Annotated in this window: 20 protein-coding genes; 4 read left to right on the top strand and 16 right to left on the bottom strand. The window is 64.5% G+C overall.

Annotation, left to right across the window (positions count from 1 at the left end; translation table 11 throughout):
• Positions 1–3: 3 nt before the first annotated feature.
• The 12 genes from NJ69_RS15395 to NJ69_RS15340 all read right to left on the bottom strand — a co-directional run bounded on the left by NJ69_RS15395 (position 4) and on the right by NJ69_RS15340 (position 9,659).
• Entirely contained in the window at positions 4–381 is a 378-nt protein-coding gene (locus tag NJ69_RS15395; protein ID WP_039580517.1) for a hypothetical protein, read from the bottom strand.
• A gap of 6 nt (positions 382–387) precedes the next feature.
• Positions 388–597 carry an HrpT family type III secretion system protein gene (gene hrpT / locus NJ69_RS15390; RefSeq protein ID WP_029613981.1) on the bottom strand — a complete coding sequence of 70 codons (210 nt, stop codon included), beginning with the start codon at positions 595–597 and terminating at the stop codon, positions 388–390.
• On the bottom strand, positions 594–2,723 hold the full coding sequence (gene sctC, locus NJ69_RS15385) for a type III secretion system outer membrane ring subunit SctC (RefSeq protein ID WP_039580514.1): 2,130 nt from the start codon (positions 2,721–2,723) through the stop codon (positions 594–596). The genes hrpT and sctC overlap by 4 nt, the downstream gene beginning before the upstream one ends.
• Positions 2,716–3,153 carry a type III secretion system chaperone gene (locus tag NJ69_RS15380; protein WP_039580511.1) on the bottom strand — a complete coding sequence of 146 codons (438 nt, stop codon included), beginning with the start codon at positions 3,151–3,153 and terminating at the stop codon, positions 2,716–2,718. The genes sctC and NJ69_RS15380 overlap by 8 nt, the downstream gene beginning before the upstream one ends.
• Positions 3,140–3,364 carry a type III secretion protein gene (locus NJ69_RS15375; protein ID WP_039580508.1) on the bottom strand — a complete coding sequence of 75 codons (225 nt, stop codon included), beginning with the start codon at positions 3,362–3,364 and terminating at the stop codon, positions 3,140–3,142. Before NJ69_RS15375 ends, NJ69_RS15380 begins: the two co-directional genes overlap by 14 nt.
• 1,616 nt (positions 3,365–4,980) lie before the next feature.
• Positions 4,981–5,577 carry a type III secretion system stator protein SctL gene (sctL, locus tag NJ69_RS15370; protein ID WP_039580506.1) on the bottom strand — a complete coding sequence of 199 codons (597 nt, stop codon included), beginning with the start codon at positions 5,575–5,577 and terminating at the stop codon, positions 4,981–4,983.
• On the bottom strand, positions 5,555–6,148 hold the full coding sequence (locus tag NJ69_RS15365; protein ID WP_039580503.1) for a hypothetical protein: 594 nt from the start codon (positions 6,146–6,148) through the stop codon (positions 5,555–5,557). The genes sctL and NJ69_RS15365 overlap by 23 nt, the downstream gene beginning before the upstream one ends.
• A complete protein-coding gene (gene sctJ / locus NJ69_RS15360; protein WP_039580501.1) occupies positions 6,145–7,020 on the bottom strand; it encodes a type III secretion system inner membrane ring lipoprotein SctJ in 876 nt (291 codons plus the stop codon). Before sctJ ends, NJ69_RS15365 begins: the two co-directional genes overlap by 4 nt.
• A gap of 14 nt (positions 7,021–7,034) precedes the next feature.
• On the bottom strand, positions 7,035–7,406 hold the full coding sequence (sctI, locus tag NJ69_RS15355) for a type III secretion system inner rod subunit SctI (protein WP_039580498.1): 372 nt from the start codon (positions 7,404–7,406) through the stop codon (positions 7,035–7,037).
• A 46-nt stretch (positions 7,407–7,452) separates the two neighbouring features.
• Positions 7,453–8,370 (bottom strand): type III secretion protein, encoded by a 918-nt coding sequence (locus tag NJ69_RS15350; protein WP_039580497.1) that lies wholly within the window; start codon positions 8,368–8,370, stop codon positions 7,453–7,455.
• A gap of 58 nt (positions 8,371–8,428) precedes the next feature.
• The gene (locus NJ69_RS15345; protein ID WP_029612820.1) at positions 8,429–8,638 is read right to left on the bottom strand and encodes a hypothetical protein; all 210 of its coding nucleotides are present in this window, start codon (positions 8,636–8,638) and stop codon (positions 8,429–8,431) included.
• Between the two features lie 94 nt (positions 8,639–8,732).
• Positions 8,733–9,659: a sigma 54-interacting transcriptional regulator gene (locus tag NJ69_RS15340; protein ID WP_039580493.1), complete on the bottom strand. Its 927-nt coding sequence runs from the start codon at positions 9,657–9,659 to the stop codon at positions 8,733–8,735.
• Positions 9,660–10,071: 412 nt separating this feature from the next.
• Here NJ69_RS15340 and hrpB point away from each other — a divergent pair, with 412 nt between their 5' ends.
• Entirely contained in the window at positions 10,072–12,600 is a 2,529-nt protein-coding gene (hrpB, locus tag NJ69_RS15335) for an ATP-dependent helicase HrpB (protein ID WP_039580490.1), read from the top strand.
• 25 nt (positions 12,601–12,625) lie between these two features.
• On the opposite strand, the gene NJ69_RS22205 is transcribed toward hrpB, so the two are convergent.
• Together NJ69_RS22205 and NJ69_RS15325 are read right to left on the bottom strand one after the other, a co-directional pair.
• Positions 12,626–13,009, bottom strand: a complete 384-nt coding sequence (locus NJ69_RS22205) for a hypothetical protein (RefSeq protein WP_052192131.1) — start codon at positions 13,007–13,009, stop codon at positions 12,626–12,628.
• Positions 13,010–13,115: 106 nt separating this feature from the next.
• Complete coding sequence (locus tag NJ69_RS15325) at positions 13,116–13,772, bottom strand: membrane protein (protein WP_039580487.1); 657 nt, start codon at positions 13,770–13,772, stop codon at positions 13,116–13,118.
• Between the two features lie 150 nt (positions 13,773–13,922).
• Between NJ69_RS15325 and NJ69_RS15320 the strand changes: the two genes are divergently transcribed.
• The 3 genes from NJ69_RS15320 to proS all read left to right on the top strand — a co-directional run bounded on the left by NJ69_RS15320 (position 13,923) and on the right by proS (position 16,935).
• On the top strand, positions 13,923–14,666 hold the full coding sequence (locus NJ69_RS15320) for a DUF2076 domain-containing protein (RefSeq protein ID WP_039580482.1): 744 nt from the start codon (positions 13,923–13,925) through the stop codon (positions 14,664–14,666).
• Between the two features lie 105 nt (positions 14,667–14,771).
• Complete coding sequence (locus NJ69_RS15315) at positions 14,772–15,251, top strand: NYN domain-containing protein (protein ID WP_039580479.1); 480 nt, start codon at positions 14,772–14,774, stop codon at positions 15,249–15,251.
• A gap of 193 nt (positions 15,252–15,444) precedes the next feature.
• Positions 15,445–16,935: a proline--tRNA ligase gene (proS, locus tag NJ69_RS15310; protein ID WP_039580477.1), complete on the top strand. Its 1,491-nt coding sequence runs from the start codon at positions 15,445–15,447 to the stop codon at positions 16,933–16,935.
• A gap of 8 nt (positions 16,936–16,943) precedes the next feature.
• Here proS and NJ69_RS15305 read toward each other — a convergent pair whose 3' ends face one another.
• Positions 16,944–18,170, bottom strand: coding sequence for an MFS transporter (locus tag NJ69_RS15305; RefSeq protein WP_039580474.1), 1,227 nt, complete (start codon positions 18,168–18,170; stop codon positions 16,944–16,946).
• Positions 18,157–18,909 carry a class I SAM-dependent methyltransferase gene (locus NJ69_RS15300; RefSeq protein WP_039580471.1) on the bottom strand — a complete coding sequence of 251 codons (753 nt, stop codon included), beginning with the start codon at positions 18,907–18,909 and terminating at the stop codon, positions 18,157–18,159. The genes NJ69_RS15305 and NJ69_RS15300 overlap by 14 nt, the downstream gene beginning before the upstream one ends.
• Between the last annotated feature and the right edge of the window lies 1 nt (position 18,910).

Here is an 18,910-nt window from a genome sequence, read left to right as displayed (position 1 = left end):
ACCTCAATAGGTGGCGGGACGCTCGTCGAGGTCTTCCAGGCCCAGCAGCGACAGTTGCCGGGATTGGAGGTCGTCGAGCAGCTCCGGGGTCAAAGGAACGTCCGGCAGCGCCTGCCACACCACCAGCGCGCGCTGCGGGTCGAGGAACACGTACAGGTGCGCGTAGTCCTGCGGGTGGGCGAAGCGCCGTTCCAGCGCTTGCTGGATCTGGTTGGCGCGCAGCACCTGGCTTTGCACTTGCAGCGCCAGCCCTACGCTGTGCGCCTCGCGGCGCAAGCCGAACTCGATGCCGGGGGCGATTTCCCAGTAGCTGGCAATGCCAGCGATGACGTTCTTCTGGAACGCCTGGCGCGTGCTTGCGCTGTGCACCGAAAAAGACATGCCGGGTCAGTTCTCCAGAGGGACGACGCTGTGGTCGAGAGGGTGTTCGGGGGTGCCGAGGCCGCCGCGCATGCCCGGCGCCCACCAGACCACGATCCGCCCGTGGTCGGGCTCGGCCCGTTCACAGGCCGCGCCCTGGCAGCCGGATCGGCTGGCGCAGCCGGCGAAGACCGGCAGACTCAGGAGTACGGCGAGCAGCAAGGGGGTGCGCTTCATGGGTTCAGCCTCGCAGTGGTGTGCAGCAGGGAGGGGCGTTCGTTGCCCGGCAGGCGAGCCGGCGGGTTCATGACCACGAACACTTCGGTTTCCTCGCCCGGCTCCAGCCAGACCTTCGGCCAGGCGGAGGCGGCAAGGGTCCAGCGGCTGCCGCAACTCGCTTCATCGAAACGCACGCGGCGCTGGCCCTCGTTGCGCACCACGCCCACGGCGATGCCGTAGTCGGGCCCGGCGAACCATTGCGCGCGCGCGGCATCCAGCGTCAATCCGGGCTGCAGGGCGCACAGCGTCTCGGGCGCGTAGGGAATCGACTCGGCTTGTTTGAACGAGGCCGGGATATTGCCGTCGGCCAGGTGCGCCAGGACGTCGCTGACCTCCAGGCGCCCGACCGGACGCTTGCCGTTGCGCCGCTCTTGCACGCGGGCCATGGCGTTGTCCACCTGTTGGCGGTCGAGGCTGGAGATGTAGCGGGCCGGATCGACCTGGTCGCCGATCAGGCGTGGCGTGAGGATGAACACCCGCTCGCGGCGGCTGGTCTGGCGGGTGGTCGAGGAAAACAGCAGCGGCCCTACCAGTGGGATGCGCCCCAGCCACGGCACCCGTTCCAGGTTGTCGCCGGTTTCCTCGGTGTGGAAGCCGCCGACCACCAGCGAGCGGCTTTCGCCCATCACCGCCTGGGTGCTGACCACGCCACGGCGCACACTGGGCGTGCGCTGGCCGACGGCGGACGGCTCGATACGGCCGTCCTCGATGTCCAGGGCCATCTGGATCTGCTTGTGCCCGCCGGTCTCGATGGCGTGCGGCACCACCTGCAGGCTGGTGCCGGCGGTTATTGGCTCAATGTTGGCCACTCGCTCGCCAACGGCCGAGAGGTATTCGGTGCGGCTGAAGTCGATGACTGCCGGCTGGTTCTCCAAGGTCAGCACCGAGGGGTTGGCCACCACCGAGGCCAGGCCGCGGCCTTCCAGCGCGCGCAGTTGCGCGGCGAAGTCGCCGTAGTCCTGGATGAACACCGTCGAGCTGGCGCCGGGGCGCAGCATCGAGGCGCCGCCGATCAGGTCACCGCTTTCGACGTTCCAGTTGGCGGCCAGCTCGGCCAGTTGGGTGCGGTCGATGTCGAGGATGATCGCGTCGATTTCCACCAGCTTGCGCGGCACGTCCACGTCGCGGATCAGCGGGGTGTAGATTTCCCGGCGCTTGGGCGCGTCGTAGATGAGCACGGCGTTATTGCGCACGTCGGCTTCGACGCGGATCTTGCCACGGCTGCCGCCACTGCTCTGGCCAGGCTGCACGCGGCGGGTGTTAGGCTGGCCCATGCCACTGAAGGCCAACTGTTCGAGACTGCCCATGGCCATCGATTGATTGCCTTGCAGGCCCTGCATGGACGCCTGGGGCAGGGCGGTCGGCGCCGCGCCGGTGGCCGAACCGCGGTTTTCCAGCAGCCCCCGGAGAATGCTGGCGACCCCGGGGATGACCAGCGTCTCGCCGCGGTACTTGATGTTGCGGTCGGCGGCGCTGGCGTAGCGCAGCGGGAAACTGATGACTTCCTGCTTCTCCTCGGGCGTCTTGCGCGCCTTGGCGAACTGCGTCACCAGGCGCACGTAGCGTTCGGGGCCGGTGATCAGCACCACGCCTTCATCGGGCAATTCACCCCAGCCGAAACGCGGGTCCAGCAGGCCGATATCGGTCAGCGCCTGTTTCATGTCCGGCCCGGCATCGGCGGACACCTCCAGGCGCCTGGAGCGCTGATTCTTCAGCGGGCTGACGTACAGGCTGCTGCCATACACGAACCACTGGAAGCGATTCTCCAGGCCCAGTCGGTCGAGGAACGCCTGGGGACTTTCCGCGCGCATCCGGCCCTGTACTGTGCCGGCAAGGGTGCCGTCGATCACCAACTGCACGCCGAAGGTGTTGGCGAAGTCGTCGAGGACCTTGGTCAGCGGTGTGTCCTGGGCGTCGTAGGCGTAGGGGGTGTTCTTCCAGTCGGTGGGGGCTGCCGCCTGGCTCGGCGTGGCCAGGCCAAGCGAGCCGGCTAGCAGCAACGCCAGCAACGCGGACGGTGCCTGGCGAAGGCGCGTGCTGTTCGCGGTAATCCAGCGGTACGGTCTGAGCCACGGGTTAGGCATGTCGAAGTCCTGTTCCGAGAAAATGGGCGTGCGAGGGCCGTCGCGCCACCGGGGCCGCTGCACCGCGTGGCGCCTTGTGCAGCATCGATTGCCAGGTATCGCGCTGGTTGAGCAAGGTTTCGAGCAGCTCGACCAAGTCGTCGATGTGGGCGTCACGGGCCACCTGCGCCATCAGCCATAACCGGGCATCGTCGGGGCCGCGCGCCAGGGCGCCGGGAAAGCGCGACAGGCTTGGATGGGCCAGGCGCAGTACCTGCTCCAGGGATGCTCCTTGGGACACCTCGGTGGGCAGCTCGACCGACACCAGCAGCGCGTCGTCGAGGTGGGCGAAGGTGACTTCGCCGTCGTCGATGAGCAGCTTCAGGCGCTCGGGCTGTTCGGCGTCGGCGCTCCAGCGGATGAGCTGCGTGCGCAGCTCATGGCATTGCATCGATGATCGCCTTGGCGAGGTTGTGGTGCGCGGTGGTCTGTTGGGTGGCTGCCGTCACCGCGACCGACATGCCGTTCATGCTGGTGAGAAAGGTGTGCATATCGTCCAGCGACTGGGACTGCGCGGCGTTCATTGCGGCGTTGTTGACGTTGTCGGTGGCGCGCTGGAAGTAGCTGTCGAGGCGGCGCTGCAGGGCATCGATCGAGGACATGGACGGATTCTCCGGGCTTGGGCGTGTTCACCGGGTGAGTGGCGGTCAAGCCCAAGGTGGTTCCACTTGGGGGCGGAAAACCATCGACGGTTTTCCGGTGATCGTGTGTCGTGATCTGGGCCGTTGCAGGCGCGGCCTTGCACCGTGAGGTCAGTCATCGCGGGCGTTCAGAACGATATCGGTCGCCTGGTTTACGGCCGCTGCGCGCCCGATCGCGACACAAGGCCGCTCCCACCAAGATTGCGCTCGCTTCACTTCTTGGGCACGGCATGCGACACCGGGTGATCGTGCATTGGCTGTTCATCTGCAGCGCATGATTTCCAGAGTCCAGCGTGGCTTTTGTGGGAGCGGCCTTGCGCCGCGATCGGGCGCGAAGCGGCCGTAAAGTCAGTCATCGCGGGCGTTCAGAACGATATCGGTCGCCTGGTTTACGGCCGCTGCGCGCCCGATCGCGACACAAGGCCGCTCCCACCAAGATTGCGCTCGCTTCACTTCTTGGGCACGGCATGCGACACCGGGTGATCGTGCATTTGCTGTTCATCTGCAGCGCACGATTTCCAGAATCCAGCGTGGCTTTTGTGGGAGCGGCCTTGCGCCGCGATCGGGCGCGAAGCGGCCGTAAAGTCAGTCATCGCGGGCGTTCAGAACGATATCGGTCGTCTGGTTTACGGCCGCTGCGCGCCCGATCGCGACACAAGGCCGCTCCCACCAGTATTGGGCTCGCTTCACTTTTTGGGCACGGCATGCGACACCGGGTGATCGTGCATTTGCTCTCCATCTGCAGCGCATGATTTTCAGAATCCAGCGTGGCTTTTGTGGAAGCGGCCTTGCGCCGCGATCGGGCGCGAAGCGGCCGTAAAGTCAGTCATCGCGGGCGTTCAGAACGATATCGGTCGCCTGGTTTACGGCCGCTGCGCGCCCGATCGCGACACAAGGCCGCTCCCACCAAGATTGCGCTCGCTTCACTTCTTGGGCACGGCATGCGACACCGGGTGATCGTGCATTTGCTCTCCATCTGCAGCGCATGATTTTCAGAATCCAGCGTGGCTTTTGTGGAAGCGGCCTTGCGCCGCGATCGGGCGCGAAGCGGCCGTAAAGTCAGTCATCGCGGGCGTTCAGAACGATATCGGTCGCCTGGTTTACGGCCGCTGCGCGCCCGATCGCGACACAAGGCCGCTCCCACCAGTATTGGGCTCGCTTCACTTTTTGGGCACGGCATGCGACACCGGGTGATCGTGCATTTGCTCTCCATCTGCAGCGCATGATTTCCAGAGTCCAGCGTGGCTTTTGTGGGAGCGGCCTTGCGCCGCGATCGGGCGCGAAGCGGCCGTAAAGTCAGTCATCGCGGGCGTTCAGAACGATATCGGTCGCCTGGTTTACGGCCGCTGCGCGCCCGATCGCGACACAAGGCCGCTCCCACCAGATTGCGCTCGCTTCACTTCTTGGGCACGGCATGCGACACCGGGTGATCGTGCATTGGTTGTTCATCTGCAGCGCATGATTTCCAGAGTCCAGCGTGGCTTTTGTGGGAGCGGCCTTGCGCCGCGATCGGGCGCGAAGCGGCCGTAAAGTCAGTCATCGCGGGCGTTCAGGATGATCGCGAGGCAAGGCGGTTCCTACAGAGGAACGGTGTTGGATGACGGCACCGGCACGCGCAGCGCTTGCACGGTGCTCGGCCAGTCGAGCAGGAAGGTGCCGGCGGGGGTCTGCAGCCTCAGTTGGTGACGGTCCATGTCGGCATCGGCCACCAGCGTCCAGGGCTGCGCGGCCGTGTTGCCGAGGCTCCGGGTCAGGTTCGTCAGGTCGTCAGGATGACAGTGCAGGGTGGCACTGCCCGACTCGCGCTGCCCGCTGGCCAACTGGCGCACCAGGGCGTCGATGCGCGCCGGTTCCGGCACCTCGTCCAGCAGCGTGCGCAGCGCCTCGTTGACCAGCCGTGCTGCGCTGGCTTCGATCTGCTCCCACATGGCCTGGCGCTGTGCTTCCCAGGCGGCGAGCGCGGCCTCGGCGTTTTCCCAGAACCGCGCCTGGGCGTCGAGCCGCTCGGCCTCGGCCAAGTCACGGGCCTGCTCGAGCACTTGCGCGGCTTGCTCCTGGGCCTGTTCGATGACCCGTTGCGCCCGACCGCAATCGACCAGGGTTTCGCGGGCGATGCAGGGTTGCAGCAGGCCTTGAGCGTTGGGGCGTAGTTCAAGCGAGCGACGGGCGAGCATCGGGTGTCTCCGTGTCGTGAGCGGGCGGGGTGATGGGCGCTGGGCGTTGCCCGGTCCTCCAGCAGACCGACTGCCACAGCGTGTCGAGCCTGGCGGCTGGCGGCTGCGGCGTCGCCCAGCGCTCGAGGGCCTCGACCCTGGCGCGGGGGAAGGCCAGGCGCGCGCGTTGCCAGGTCGGCTCACCCAGCCAGGCCCGCAGCAGCGCCAGAGGATCCTGGTCCGGTTCGAGCCAGTGTCCGGGGCGCAGCGCCTTGGCCGTGCGCTCGCACCAGGCGCGGTCCTGCGTCGACAACATCGGGGCTGCCGAGCGCGGTGAACAGGTGGCGGCCACCAGTTCGCAGGCCAGCGTCAAGGTGGCGGGCGTACACAGCAGGGCCTGCATCGCCGGGTTCGGTTCGGGCGGCATGCACGGCGTGATGCCCAAGCCCTTCGCCAACGCGGCGTGGTGCCCACGGGCGAGGGCGTGCAACTGCGAGGTGCTCAGTTGGTCGAGGCCGGGTGGCTGCCAGTCGATGGCGGCCAGTTGCCAGGCGTGGTGCCACCAGTGAATCCAGGTCAGGGCCGCGCTCATGCGGCCGAGCCCTTGTCACGGGGGGCAGCGCCCGCGGGTTTCACGGCGAACAAGGTGGCTGCTGGATTGCCCGGTGCGGTGCCGGGGCGGGCGAGCTTCTGTTGCAGCGCGCGCGGCAGCGTCAGGGCACCTGTGCGCCACAGTCGGTAGAGCCCGTAGCCGACCCCCAGCAGCAGGCTCAGCAAGACGATGCCGGTCACGACCATGACCGTTCGCCAGTAGCCGACGTCTTCGGCCTTCATCAGGAACGGCCCGAACGGCGCCATCTCGCGCCGCTCCTGATAAGGCAACGTGGGCACGAACACCACCGACAACTTGCTGGTGTTATGCGCGGCGTCGGCCATGCCGGGGATGCCGCTGGCGATCAGGTTGCGCACCCGTGGCGTGATGCTGTCCGGGTCCAGCGCGCCGGTGTGCTTGATGAACACCGAGGCCGACGCCGGCTGCACCGGCTCACCGGGCGCGACCCGCTCCGGCAGGACCACATGGACGCGGGCGAGCACCACGCCGTCGATCTGCGACAGGGTCGATTCGAGCTCCTGGGACAGCGCGTAGATGTAGCGCGCGCGTTCCTCCAACGGCGTGGAAATCACCCCTTCCTTGCGAAAGATATCGCCCAGGCTGGCGCGTGAGCGCCGTGGCAGGCCGGCCGCTTCGAGTACGCGCACGGCGCTGTTGAGGTCGGCAGGCGCGACCAGGACGCTCATGCCGTCCTTTTCCGTGCGTTTGCTGGCCTGGATGTCGTTGTCCGCCAGTTGCGCGATCACTTCATTGGCATCCTGCTCGGAGAGACGACTGTGCAGCGTCGAGCGCTCCTCGCAGGCGGTGAGCAGCAGGCACAGCAACAACGTCGAGCAGGCGCGCATGAACATGGCCGGCAATTCCTTCACTGGAGGTTGGTGAGTTTCTCGATGGCCTGGGAGCCCTTGCTGACCAGCTTGGCGGTCATCAGGCTTTCCAGATGGAACGACGACAACGAGCGGTTCGACTGCAGCATGTCCTGCGGGTCGGCGGTGCGGATGGCCTTGACCAGATCACGGTTGGCGCGCTCGTCCAGACGCTGCAGTTCGCCGGAGCGGCTGGACAACGAGTCGATGATGCGGGCTGCGACGTTGTTCGGGTTGTCTGGCGCGGGCGGCTTCTCGCGCATCTGCGCACTGAACCAACTGACATCACTGGTCTCGGCGCTGGCCTGCGGCTTGGCGCCGGTCTTGCTGGTGGCGGCCAGTTGCTGGGTATCGACGGCTTGGATTTCCATGGGTGTCTCCAATCGGGTTGGGGCGTAGCGAAAAGGGCGCGGCCGTTCAGGCGCACATCAGCCGCAGCACGTTGCGGGCACTGCCGGTCACGCTCAGATGGAATTCGACGGCCTCGCGGCTGCGTCTGACGCGGCGGCGCGCCAGTGGGGCCTGCCCGGCGAGGCGGGCCAGTGCCAGGTCCAGTTGCTCCAACGCCAACTGGAACAGCCGGACTTCGCGATCCTGCAGCGGCGTGCCCAGGGCGATGCGCTCGGTCCAGGTGCCGGCGTGTCCGTCGGCGGCGGCAGGCGACGGGTAGCGTTGCGGGTGTTGATCCATGAAGCCTGCGACTTCGAACAGCAGGTCCTGATCGTCCGAGGCGTAGTGCGCCTGGCCGGTACGGTCGTCGCGGTCCAGCAGCACCAGCAGCTTGCGTCGACCCAGCAAGGCGATGAGCCTGAGCAGCAAGCGCAGACTCGCGCGGCTGCGGTCCAGCGCACCGCCGCTCTCCCAGGCGCTGAACAGGGCGCCGCAGAACGGGTTGTTGGCGCTGCCGAAATCGCTCTGGTTGCCAATGTCGTTGTCACCCAGCGGCGGCCTGCGCGGGGCGAGCATCTGCGCCAGGTCGCCGAGCAGGTCTTCATCGCAATAGGCGTCGTCGATGTCCACTTCCAGGTTCTGGCCGGTACCGCCGTTGATTTCTTCCAGGATGTCCGTGAGGACCAGGTTCAGCGGACTTTGCGTGGGCAGCGCCAGGTCCTGCTGGGGCGGTTGCCAGGCCAAAGGCGAGCGCCCGCCTGCGCCAGTGTGTTCGGCGCCCCAGCGCAGCAGCGACTCCTTCAGTCGGCCGCTGCCGGCATGGCGGGTGACGTGCTCGGTCAGCGCATCGGCCACGCGCTGGGTGATCGCGTCGCGGCGCGGCGTGTGGGCGTCAGGCTGCAGGGCAGCAGGGGGGCGAAGGCTGTTCAGCCGATCGATAGGCATGGGTCTGATCTCATCGCGCTCGAAGAGACCCCGCCGCAGCGGGGTTTGAAGCGGGTCGTCAGAAGCGTATGTTCTTGGACGCCTCCCCCATGGCCGTGATGGCCTTGGTGGCGCTGTCCATGGACTCGGCCGAGATGGCGTTCATGGTGTCGGCGACCAGCTTCTGCTGGTCGAATTGGGATTTCATGGTCGTCATCGCGGCCGAGGTCGCATCCATCTGCTGCATGGCCGCCATGGAGGCCGCAAGAGAAGCTCCACCAAAACTCATAGTCGTGTCTCCGGATCGGTTGAATGGCGAGACGCGTGTGACTGTCTCGAAACCTGGGTGGCCGTTCAGCTACAAACGGTTCCACGCCGGTCACTCAATTCGTCGAAATTTCCAGGCACTTCATCCGGTAGTAGAGCGTGCGCCGGGCGATGCCCAGCTCGGCGATGACGGTGTCGATATGGCGGTGGTGACGGCGCATGCAGTCTTCGATGAGCACTTTCTCGAACTGCTGCAACTGCTCTTTCAGGTTGAGCGTGGCGCTGCTGCAACGCTCCGCCAGTTCAGCGCGCGGCAGCGGCGGCAGGCCGAGCACGTAGCGCTTGGCAGCCGATTGCAGTTCGCGGATGTTGCCCGGCCAGGCGTGGCCGACCAGGTGTGACAGCAACCCCGGCGAGGGGGCCAGGTAGGGCCGGTCCAGGGCGGCGGCTTCGCGCTTCACCAGCGACAGGAACAGCGGCACGATGCGTTCCCGACGGCTGCGCAGCGGCGGTAGCTTGAGGCTGACGATGTTCAGCCGGAAGTACAGGTCACGGCGAAATTCTCCGCGTTCGACCATCTCGGCCAGCGGGCACTGGGCCGACGCGATCACCCGCATGTTCACTGGAATGCTCTGGGTCGAACCCAGCCGTTGGACGGTCCGCGATTCCAGCACCCGCAGCAGCTTGGCTTGCAGCGCCAGAGGCATGCTGTCGACTTCGTCCAGGTACAGCGTGCCGTTATGCGCCGCCTCGACGAACCCCGCGCGGCTCTGGCTGGCACCGGTGAATGCGCCGGAGTTGGCCCCGAACAGTTGGCTCTCGGCCAGGCTCTCGGGAATGGCGGCGCAGTTGATGGCGACGAACTTGCCGGAGCGCCCGGACATGCGGTGGATCTTCTCCGCCAGCGTGTCCTTGCCCGTCCCGGTTTCCCCGCGTAACAGCACGTCGACCATCAGCGGGGCGACGCTTTGGGCAAAGGCCTCAAGGTTCAGTGCATCCTCTTTATAGGTCGTGGAAAGTGCAGCGCAAAGCAGCTTCGGCATCACTGACGACTCCATTCTTGTTCTCATCGGAGGTCGGTAGATTCTCGATCAAGGCACGTGGAAAACTCCCGCGCCGCGGCATGACCGAACTTCAGACCCATCCCGGCTTGCTACGCAGGCTTAGAGATTTGCATGAAAAAAAGTTCATGGGCTCTAGCGCAGAAGTTCAACGTTTCAGCTAAACGGTGCAGCACATGGCTTTCACGAAAAACTGACGTTTTTTTCGCATTTGCACCGTCGTTCGAGCTAGGTCATTGAAATAGCAAGGAATAAAAACCAGTTGACCATATCTTGACTGATTGGTCACTTATGTGACTGCGCCGCTTGCCGAGTACATGACCGTTGGTCACTTTCAATGAAGCAAATGCCCTCTGTCGATTCGATATACTCCTGCGCTTGTTCGGGAGACCTTATGCCACCGCTGCCAATCGATGCCGCCTTGCCGGCCCTTCTCAAAGCCCTTCAAGCGCGCGACGAGGTAGTGCTGCAAGCACCGCCAGGCGCGGGCAAGACCACCCGCGTGCCGCTGGCGCTGTTGAATGAACCGTGGCTGGCCGGACAGCGCATCGTCATGCTCGAACCGCGCCGCCTGGCGGCGCGGGCGGCGGCTGAGCGGTTGGCCAGTGAGCTGGGGGAGCGGGTCGGCGAGACGGTGGGTTATCGCATCCGCCTGGACAGCAAGGTCGGGCCCACTACCCGTATCGAGGTGGTCACCGAAGGCATCCTCACCCGTCGCCTGCAGGCCGATCCGGCGCTGGAGGGGGTGGGGCTGTTGATCTTCGATGAGTTTCACGAACGCAGCCTGGATGCCGACCTGGCCCTGGCGCTGAGCCTCAACGGCCGCGAGCTGCTGCGCGACGATCCGCCGCTGAAGATCCTGCTGATGTCGGCGACGCTCGAAGGCGAGCGTTTGTCGCGCCTGCTCGACGACGCGCCGGTGGTGAGCAGCGAAGGGCGCATGTACCCGGTGGATATCCGCTGGGGCAGGCCGTGGCAGTTGGGCGAGTTCGTCGAGTCGCGCATTGTCGATTGCGTACAGCAGGCGCTGGCCGAGCAGCCCGGCAGCCTGCTGGTGTTCCTGCCCGGTCAGGCTGAGATCCGGCGCGTGCATCAGGCATTGCAGGCGGCGCTCGGCGAGCGTCGCGACATCCTGCTGTGTCCGCTGCACGGCGAGCTGGACCTCGACGCCCAGCGCGCCGCCATCGATCCTCCGCCGACGGGCCAGCGCAAGGTGGTGCTGGCCACCAACATTGCCGAGACCAGCCTGACCATCGACGGCGTGCGCGTGGTGATCGACGCAGGACTTGCTCGGGTGCCGCGTTTCGATCCGGGCAGCGGCATGACCCGCCTGGACACCCAGCGCATTTCCCGCGCCAGCGCCACGCAACGTGCCGGTCGCGCCGGCCGTCTGGAGCCCGGGGTGTGCTATCGCCTGTGGTCCGAAGCGCAGCATGAGCAGTTGGCTGCGCACGGCAGCGCGGAAATAGTGCAGGCCGATCTGGCCGGGCTGGCCCTGCAACTGGCCCGCTGGGGCGTGGCACCTGAGCAACTGCGCTGGCTCGACCAGCCCCCGAGTGCGGCCTATGCCCAGGCCCAGGACCTGCTGGGGCGGCTCGGTGCCTTCAAGCCCGGCAGCCGCGAGGCGCTCGGCGCCCACGGCCAGGCCATGGCCGAGTTGCCGGCCCATCCGCGCATCGCCCACCTGCTGCTGCGCGGGCAGCAACTGGGGCTGGCCGACATGGCCTGCGAGGTGGCCGCACTGCTGGGCGAGCGCGATATCCAGCGCGGCGCTGGCGCCGACCTGCACACGCGCCTGACGCTGGTCAGCGGCGTGCAGGCGGCCGAGCGTGGCAGTCGCGGCGCCGTGCAGCGGGTCCGCCAATTGGCTCGACAATACCGTGCACTGCTGCGCGGCAAGGCGGCCAATACGGTCGCCGACCCTGACCACCCGCGTTGGCTCGGTGCGCTGCTGGCGCTGGCTTACCCGGACCGTATCGCCCGTCAGCGCCGCGAGGGGGGCGCCGAGTACCGGCTGGCCAACGGTCGCGCGGCGCTGTTCGCTGAAGTCGATGCGCTGATGAAGTGCGCCTGGCTGGTGATTGCCGAGCTGGGCAGCCGTCAGGGCCAGCGCGAGGAGCGCATCTATCTGGCCGCCGAGCTCGATCCGGCCTTGTTCGAGGACATCCTCGCCGAGCAGGTCGAGGTGGTCGATGTGCTGGAATGGGACGAACGCGAGCAGGTGTTGCGCGCCGAGCGCCAGCGCAAGGTCGGCGAGCTGGTGCTGGCCACCCAGGCGCTGCCGGGTCTGGATGACGAGGCCCGGTCGCGGGCGCTGGTCGGCCTGGTGCGGCGCAAGGGACTGGCGTTGTTGCCGTGGAATCCCGAATTGCGCCAGTGGCAGGCCCGCGTGGCACTGTTGCGTCAGTTGGATCTGCAACACGATGGGGTCAGCCAATGGCCCGACCTGGGCGACGACGCCTTGCTGGCGAGCCTCGAAGACTGGTTGCAACCCTACCTGGGCAACGTCTCACGGCTGAGCCACTTCGCTCAGTTGGACCTCTCGTCCCTCCTGCGCAACCTGCTGCCCTGGCCCTTGCCGCAGCGCCTCGACGAGTGGGCGCCGGTGCACCTGTGCGTGCCGTCGGGGTCGAACATCCGCCTGGACTACGGCGAGCAGCCGCCGATTCTCGCCGTGCGCTTGCAGGAGTTGTTCGGCCTGGCCGACACGCCGCGCATCGCCCAGGGCCGTCAGCAGGTCAAGTTGCACTTGCTGTCGCCGGCTCGCCGGCCCGTGCAGGTGACCCAGGACCTGGCCAGCTTCTGGCGCACCACCTATGCCGAGGTGAAGAAGGATCTGAAAGGACGTTATCCCAAGCATTACTGGCCGGACGACCCGCTGGTCGCCGAGGCGACCGCGCGGGCCAAGCCTAGGAAGCCCTGAACCCGCGCGGGCCGTGCCGCCTCACTTAGAAGCTGTACGCCACCGACATCAGCGCCGTGCGCTCATCGCCCGCCGCCACGGCCTGGGCCAGACCTCCGGCGTAGTAACGGCGGTCGAACAGGTTCTTGAGGTTGAACGCGGTGCGCCAGTGCTCGGTGCTGTCGCGTGGTGGACCCGGCAGGGTGATGTCGAAATACAGTCTGTCGGTGCTGCTGTGGCGAAATACGAAGTCCATGGCGGGGCTGTGTCCATCGCTCCCGACCTGCAACCAGTCATCTTCGGCGATGCCGGTCCAACTGAAGCTGTCGTCCGAGCGGCTCAGGCGCAGGGGCTTGAGGCTGCGCGCACTGTTGAGATAAAGCTGGGCGCGGAAAGAGCGGCCATACAGGGCGAGAATGTCTGAATGCATGGTGAGCGGCTCGGAGTAGGGAAGAGGCCCCAGACTAGAGGGCCGCTTGCCGAGGCGGCAGGGTCAAAAGCTTCAACCTGTACCCCACCTGCACAGCGTCGATGAATCACGCGTGAGCCTTGTCCTCCAGCAACATGAACAGCCGGTACAGCACCACGCTGCTGAACAACTGCAGGAAGCCGCTGAGGCTGTCCAGCGCCAGTTGCACGCCAGGCTGCGGCTCGGGGAAGGCCATCAGCAGCAGGCCGTCGAGCAGCCACAGCGGTGCCAGTACCGCCAGCACGCACATCAGGATGCGCAGGAAGTGGCCGGTGGTCATGCGTGCGCTGGTGCGCATCGACTCGATCACGGGTAGTCCGCGCAGTACCAGCAGGTATTCGGCGAACACCAGGTTGATCATGATCCAGATGCCGGGGAACACGAACAGCGCCAGGCCCGCCATGATCAGCAGCGAGCTGATCAGGATGAGCAGGGCCAGGGCTGGCCACAGCTGCACGGCGCGGGCGAACAGATCACGCTTGCGGGTGTCCAGGCCCTGGCTGCGGGTGTCCAGATAGAGGATCAGCGCGGCGCTGTACAGCGGGTAGAACAGCAGGCTGACCAGCATGCCGTAAGCCGGCGAGGCGCTGTCGCCCATCTGGCGATAGAGCAGCTGGGTGAACAGGGCTTCGAGCACCACCAGCGGCAGGCACAGCTGCACGATGCTGGTGAAGTGGCGGCGGAAGAAGTACAGGGAGTCACGCAGGATGGTCAGCGGGTTCATCGGTCCGGATCGCAGGAAAAAAGCGGTGCGTCACTTTAGCCCAGCCGCGCCTGCCTGAAAAAACTTTCATCGCTCCGGCGATTGAATCCGTCGCTTGCGCGCCCCATCTTTGCAGGTGTCCGATGTTCCGCATGGCCCACGAGGTAGCCCATGAACACTGAAGAGCAAACCCTGATCGACGGCTTGTTCACCCGCATCAAGCAGGCCGAGGATCCGCAACAGCCGCGCGACGCGCAGGCCCAGGCGCGTATCGAAGAACACCTGCGCCAGCAACCGGCGGCGCCGTACTACATGGCCCAGGCGATCCTGGTGCAAGAGGCGGCGCTCAAGCAGCTCGACGCCCGCGTCAAGGACCTCGAGGCCCAGCTCAAGCAGGCGCGCGAGCAGGCGCCGGAAGCGTCGCGCAGCAGTGGTGGCTTCCTTTCCAGTCTCTTCGGCAGCAGCCCGCGCAGTCCCGCCCCCGAGCCGCAACGGCCAGTGGCACCGCCCGCGTCCGGCGGTGGCTGGCGCGACCCGGCACCAGCCCCGCAAGCCTACGCCCAGCCGCCGCAAGCCCAGGCCCAGGCGCAAGGCTTCGGTGCGGCGCCGGCACGCAGCGGCGCCAGCAGCTTCCTTGGCGGCGCCATGCAGACGGCGGCCGGGGTGGCGGGCGGTGTACTGCTGGCGCAAGGTATCAGCAGCCTGTTCAACCACAACTCGCAGCCCAACGAGGTGGTCGAGGTGATCCATGACGAACCGGCGCCGGCCAGCGACACCGGCGGCTGGAACGACCAGGACAGCCAGCGCCAGGTCGCCGACGACAGCAGTTGGAACACGGATCAGGGCGGCTACGTGGACAGCGACTACGACAGCGGCGGCGGCGGCTTCTTCGACGATGACGACACCTTCGTCTGAGCCTCAGGCATACTGTCGCGAATTCCAGGGGCGCCCAGCGCCCCTTTTTTCGCGGCGCCAGGCCGCTGCCACGATTGAGCGCATTGCAGCGGGAGCGGCTTCCAGTTGAAAAAGATCGCACTGTTCGCCGACGTCCAGAACCTCTACTACACCGTGCGCCAAGCCCATGGCTGCCACTTCGACTACAGCGCGCTGTGGTCGCAGGTCAGCGCCCAGGGCGAAATCGTCGAGGCGCTGGCCTATGCCATCGACCGCGGTGACAGCAAGCAGCAGCAGTTCCAGCAGATCCTGCGCAACCTGGGTTTCGAGGTGCGCCTCAAGCCCTACATCCAGCGCAGCGATGGCTCGGCCAAGGGCGACTGGGACGTGGGCATCACCTTGGACGTGTACGAAGCCGCCAGCCGAGTCGATTTGGTGGTGCTGGCGTCCGGCGACGGCGATTTCGACCAATTGCTGGAGCGGGTGATGCGCCGTTTCGGTGTGCAGACTCAGGTCTATGGCGCGCCGGGCCTGACCGCTCTGTCGTTGATCAGGCAGGCGACACACTACGTGCCTATCGAAGGCTGTCTGCTCAAGCGACATTGATCACGTCGCAGTTTTGGGGGCTGTTTTCATAGTGCAGCAGCCGGTACGGTTCTCGAACATATGGGCCGATCGAATTCGTGGTGTGTAAACACACTTCGCTGAAATACGCGATGCAACTGTGAAGTGGCGCTCTGCCGCAGCGCGTCTATGCTGATGGTTTTACATTCCAAATCATCTGCTATGTAGAGCCTGTATGAAAACTGCAATCAAACCTACGCGAGCCGAGAACTTCCCAGAGTGGTATCAGCAAGTCGTCCTGCACGCTGAGATGGCTGAGAATTCGCCAGTAAGGGGTTGCATGGTCATTCGACCCTGGGGTTATGGTATTTGGGAACATATTCAGCAAGAACTGGACAGGCGTTTCAAGGAGACGGGCCATGTCAATGCTTACTTTCCGTTATTGATTCCATTGTCGTTTCTGCAAAAGGAGGCCGATCATGTCGAGGGCTTCGCCAAAGAGTGCGCAGTCGTCACCCATCATCGTCTCGAGCAGGACGCAGAGGGTGCTCTGGTCGCCGCCGGTGAACTCGAAGAGCCGCTGATCATCAGGCCGACCAGCGAAACGGTGATAGGCGCCTCATTTGCTCGCTGGGTACAGAGTTATCGGGATCTGCCATTGCTGATCAACCAGTGGGCCAATGTGCTGCGCTGGGAAATGCGGCCGCGGATCTTCCTGCGAACTTCGGAGTTCCTGTGGCAAGAAGGCCATACGGCCCATGCATGCAAAGAGGAGGCTCTGGAGGAAACTCTGAGAATGTTGAATATCTACGCGGACTTCGTCCACGACCACCTGGCGATTCCGGTCATCAAGGGCCTCAAGTGCTCCTGGGAGCGCTTTCCTGGCGCGGTCGATACCTACACCATCGAAGCCATGATGCAGGACGGCAAGGCGTTGCAGGCGGGTACGTCGCATTTTCTGGGGCAGAATTTCGCTAAAGCTTCCGATATCCGCTTCATCAATCGCGACGGTCAGCGAGCATTCGCCTGGACGACCTCCTGGGGGGTGTCCACACGAATGATCGGCGCAATGATCATGACGCACGGTGACGACGATGGTCTGCGGGTTCCACCCAAAGTGGCGCCCGTGCAGATAGTCATCGTGCCCGTCGTTCGCGATGAGTCGGACAGACAGTCGATCCTGGAGGCTTGCGACGTACTGCGCTCGCGACTGTCAGCGCAGCGCTGGGACGATCAGCCGGTACGAGCGCTGGTGGATAAACGAGAACTAAGCGGTGCGGACAAGAAGTGGTACCACATTAAACGAGGTGTTCCGATACGGGTTGAAATTGGCGCCAGGGAAGTTCTGGCAAGCACCGTGTCGTTAAGTCTTCGGACCGAGCCCAAAGAGGTTGAAAGTTCGACAGTCGAACACTTTATCCATAGCGTAAGTCAGCGACTTCAAGGGATACAGGACCGGTTATTGGAACAGGCCAGTCAGCGTTTACTGGAGCGGACGATCACTGTAACTTCATTGAGCGATTTCAAGCGAGCGTTCGAGGAAGAGCAGCAGACTGCGCCATTCGTACTGGCGCCTTTTGTAGATCATCCTCACGTAGAAGAGGGGCTCTCAGGCATGGGCGTCAGTGTCCGTTGTCTGCCCCTGCAACAAACAGGCGATACACACCATTGTTTATTCACTGGGCAACCGACCCAGACAATGGCGCTATTTGCCAAGTCCTACTGAACCTAGGCTCACCGTCCGTCACCGTGCTCGTCGACGAGTACGGTTGGGCGGATTTTCCGACTGTGTCGCAGCAATATACCCCCGCCTGTGGCGAGCAATGTCAGAAGATAAATCAACAGCCAGATCGGGCTTGTCTGAGAAAGGATCAGCCCGGCCACCAGCGGAGTGGAAGCGGCACCCAAATACGTTAGATTCTGCGAGCTGTAGTAGGCCCCGGCCCGGTGTGCCGGCGCGATCTCAGTGATGAACAGAAATTCGACAGGTTGCACGATGATTTCGCCGACGGTGAATATCAGCGTGAACAGTATCCATCCCACCAGTGTGCTGGACGTGCCGAAGCCAACGAGCCCAATGGCAAAGGCCACCAGGCACAGTCCGATCCAGCGCGCGAAATGTTCAACTGAGACGTGACGGCCCAACACATATTGCAAGCAGGCGGACGTCAGCGCGTTAGTGATGAAGACGACATTGATGATTTCGTACATCTGCTGGACCGAGTAGCGCGTCAGCAGATATTGGCCGATGTAGAGATGAAACTGGCCAAACACGCCTGCGAGCAAGATAGTCGCCAGCGTGTAGGTCAGTAATGTTCGGTCTGCGACCATGCTCCTGAGGGTCGACCGCATCGTTTCCTGGGGGCTGGAGTCGTCGCTGCCAGAGTCGCTTGGCTGCCAGGGGAGAAAGATTGCAGCCATCAACAGTGAAGCCATGACTGCGCACAGTAGTAGCGGATTTCCGCCGAGGCTGTGCAACCAAAGGCCCATCAATGGCCCGACGGCGTAGGCGATGTTGGTCAGGCTGTACTTCACCGAGAGGACGCCTGCCGTCTGATGCGCACCGAACCAGCGAGCGATGCACAGACGCACCGCAGTCTCCGAAGCCAGGTACGCCAGGTTCAGGATCAGACACAGCATGAACGCGACGATCAACGAGTCGCACAGTTGCAGTCCCACATAGGCCGCGCTTTGCAGCAGGGGTGAAAGTACGATCACCCACTTGGGCCCTAGCCGATCGGTCAGCGCTCCCGCCACTAAGCTCACCAGTGAACTGAACAAGACAAAGCCAGCGATGAACAGTCCTATTTGGTCCACTGCGAGGCCGAAGTTGACCTTCAAGTACACCAGGAAGTAGGCCATGAATGCGGCACGCGCCAATGTCGGCAAGGCCGACAAAGGAACGATCAATCCACGGCCGTGAAACAGCGACGCAAGCGCCAGAGGTTTAGATAACGCCATGGACGACACGCGTTGAGTACCGAAGCGATACTTGACCTTGCACCTGGAATTGACGATGAAGCGCTTGCAGGGCTGCAATCGCAGCTTCGTACTCGGCGGTTCCCGGCAACGCGGCGTACGAGCACGACAAGGTTCTGTCGATGAATTCATCAATTCCCAACTGCTGGGCATTGGCAAATCTGCGTTCTTCGAACTGCCCAGCGTAGAAGTCGTTCACGCGGTCCTCGAGTTCCCGGTCGATCTCGAGCGTCTGTGCATAGTGCTCGAAGCTCTGTGCGAGCATGGCTTCATAAGCGATATGGAAGGCGTCGTGGTCAGGGCTTCTGATGTTCCACGCCAGTATGACCGGTCCGCCGACGTTCAGGATTCGGCGAAACTCCTCAGCCGCTCGCCGAGTATCGAACCAATGGAAGGATTGCCCGCACACAATTGCACGGGCCGAGCCTGGGGCCAGTCCGGTGTCTTCGGCAGATCCCTGTCGATAGTCTGCGTTCTGGTCACGGTCACGCGCTTGAGTGAGCATCTGACGATTGGGTTCGATGCCGATCATGGGGAGCCCTAAAGCGCCAAGCTGGCGGGTGAGAATACCTGTGCCTGCACCGATATCGACAATCGGTAGCGTGGACAGGCGTGGAACGCAGTGATTGATCCACGTGATCGCGGCACTGGGGTAGAGCGGTCTTGCGCGCTCGTACACGTCAGTTTTGCCGTTGTAGGACTTCGCCAATGAGAGGGTCATG

Origin of the sequence: Pseudomonas parafulva (genome assembly GCF_000800255.1) — a bacterium.
GTDB classification, from domain to species: domain Bacteria; phylum Pseudomonadota; class Gammaproteobacteria; order Pseudomonadales; family Pseudomonadaceae; genus Aquipseudomonas; species Aquipseudomonas boreofloridensis.
The sequence above is the reverse complement of the archived record's forward strand: the minus strand, read 5'-3'. Positions and strand labels throughout refer to the sequence as shown.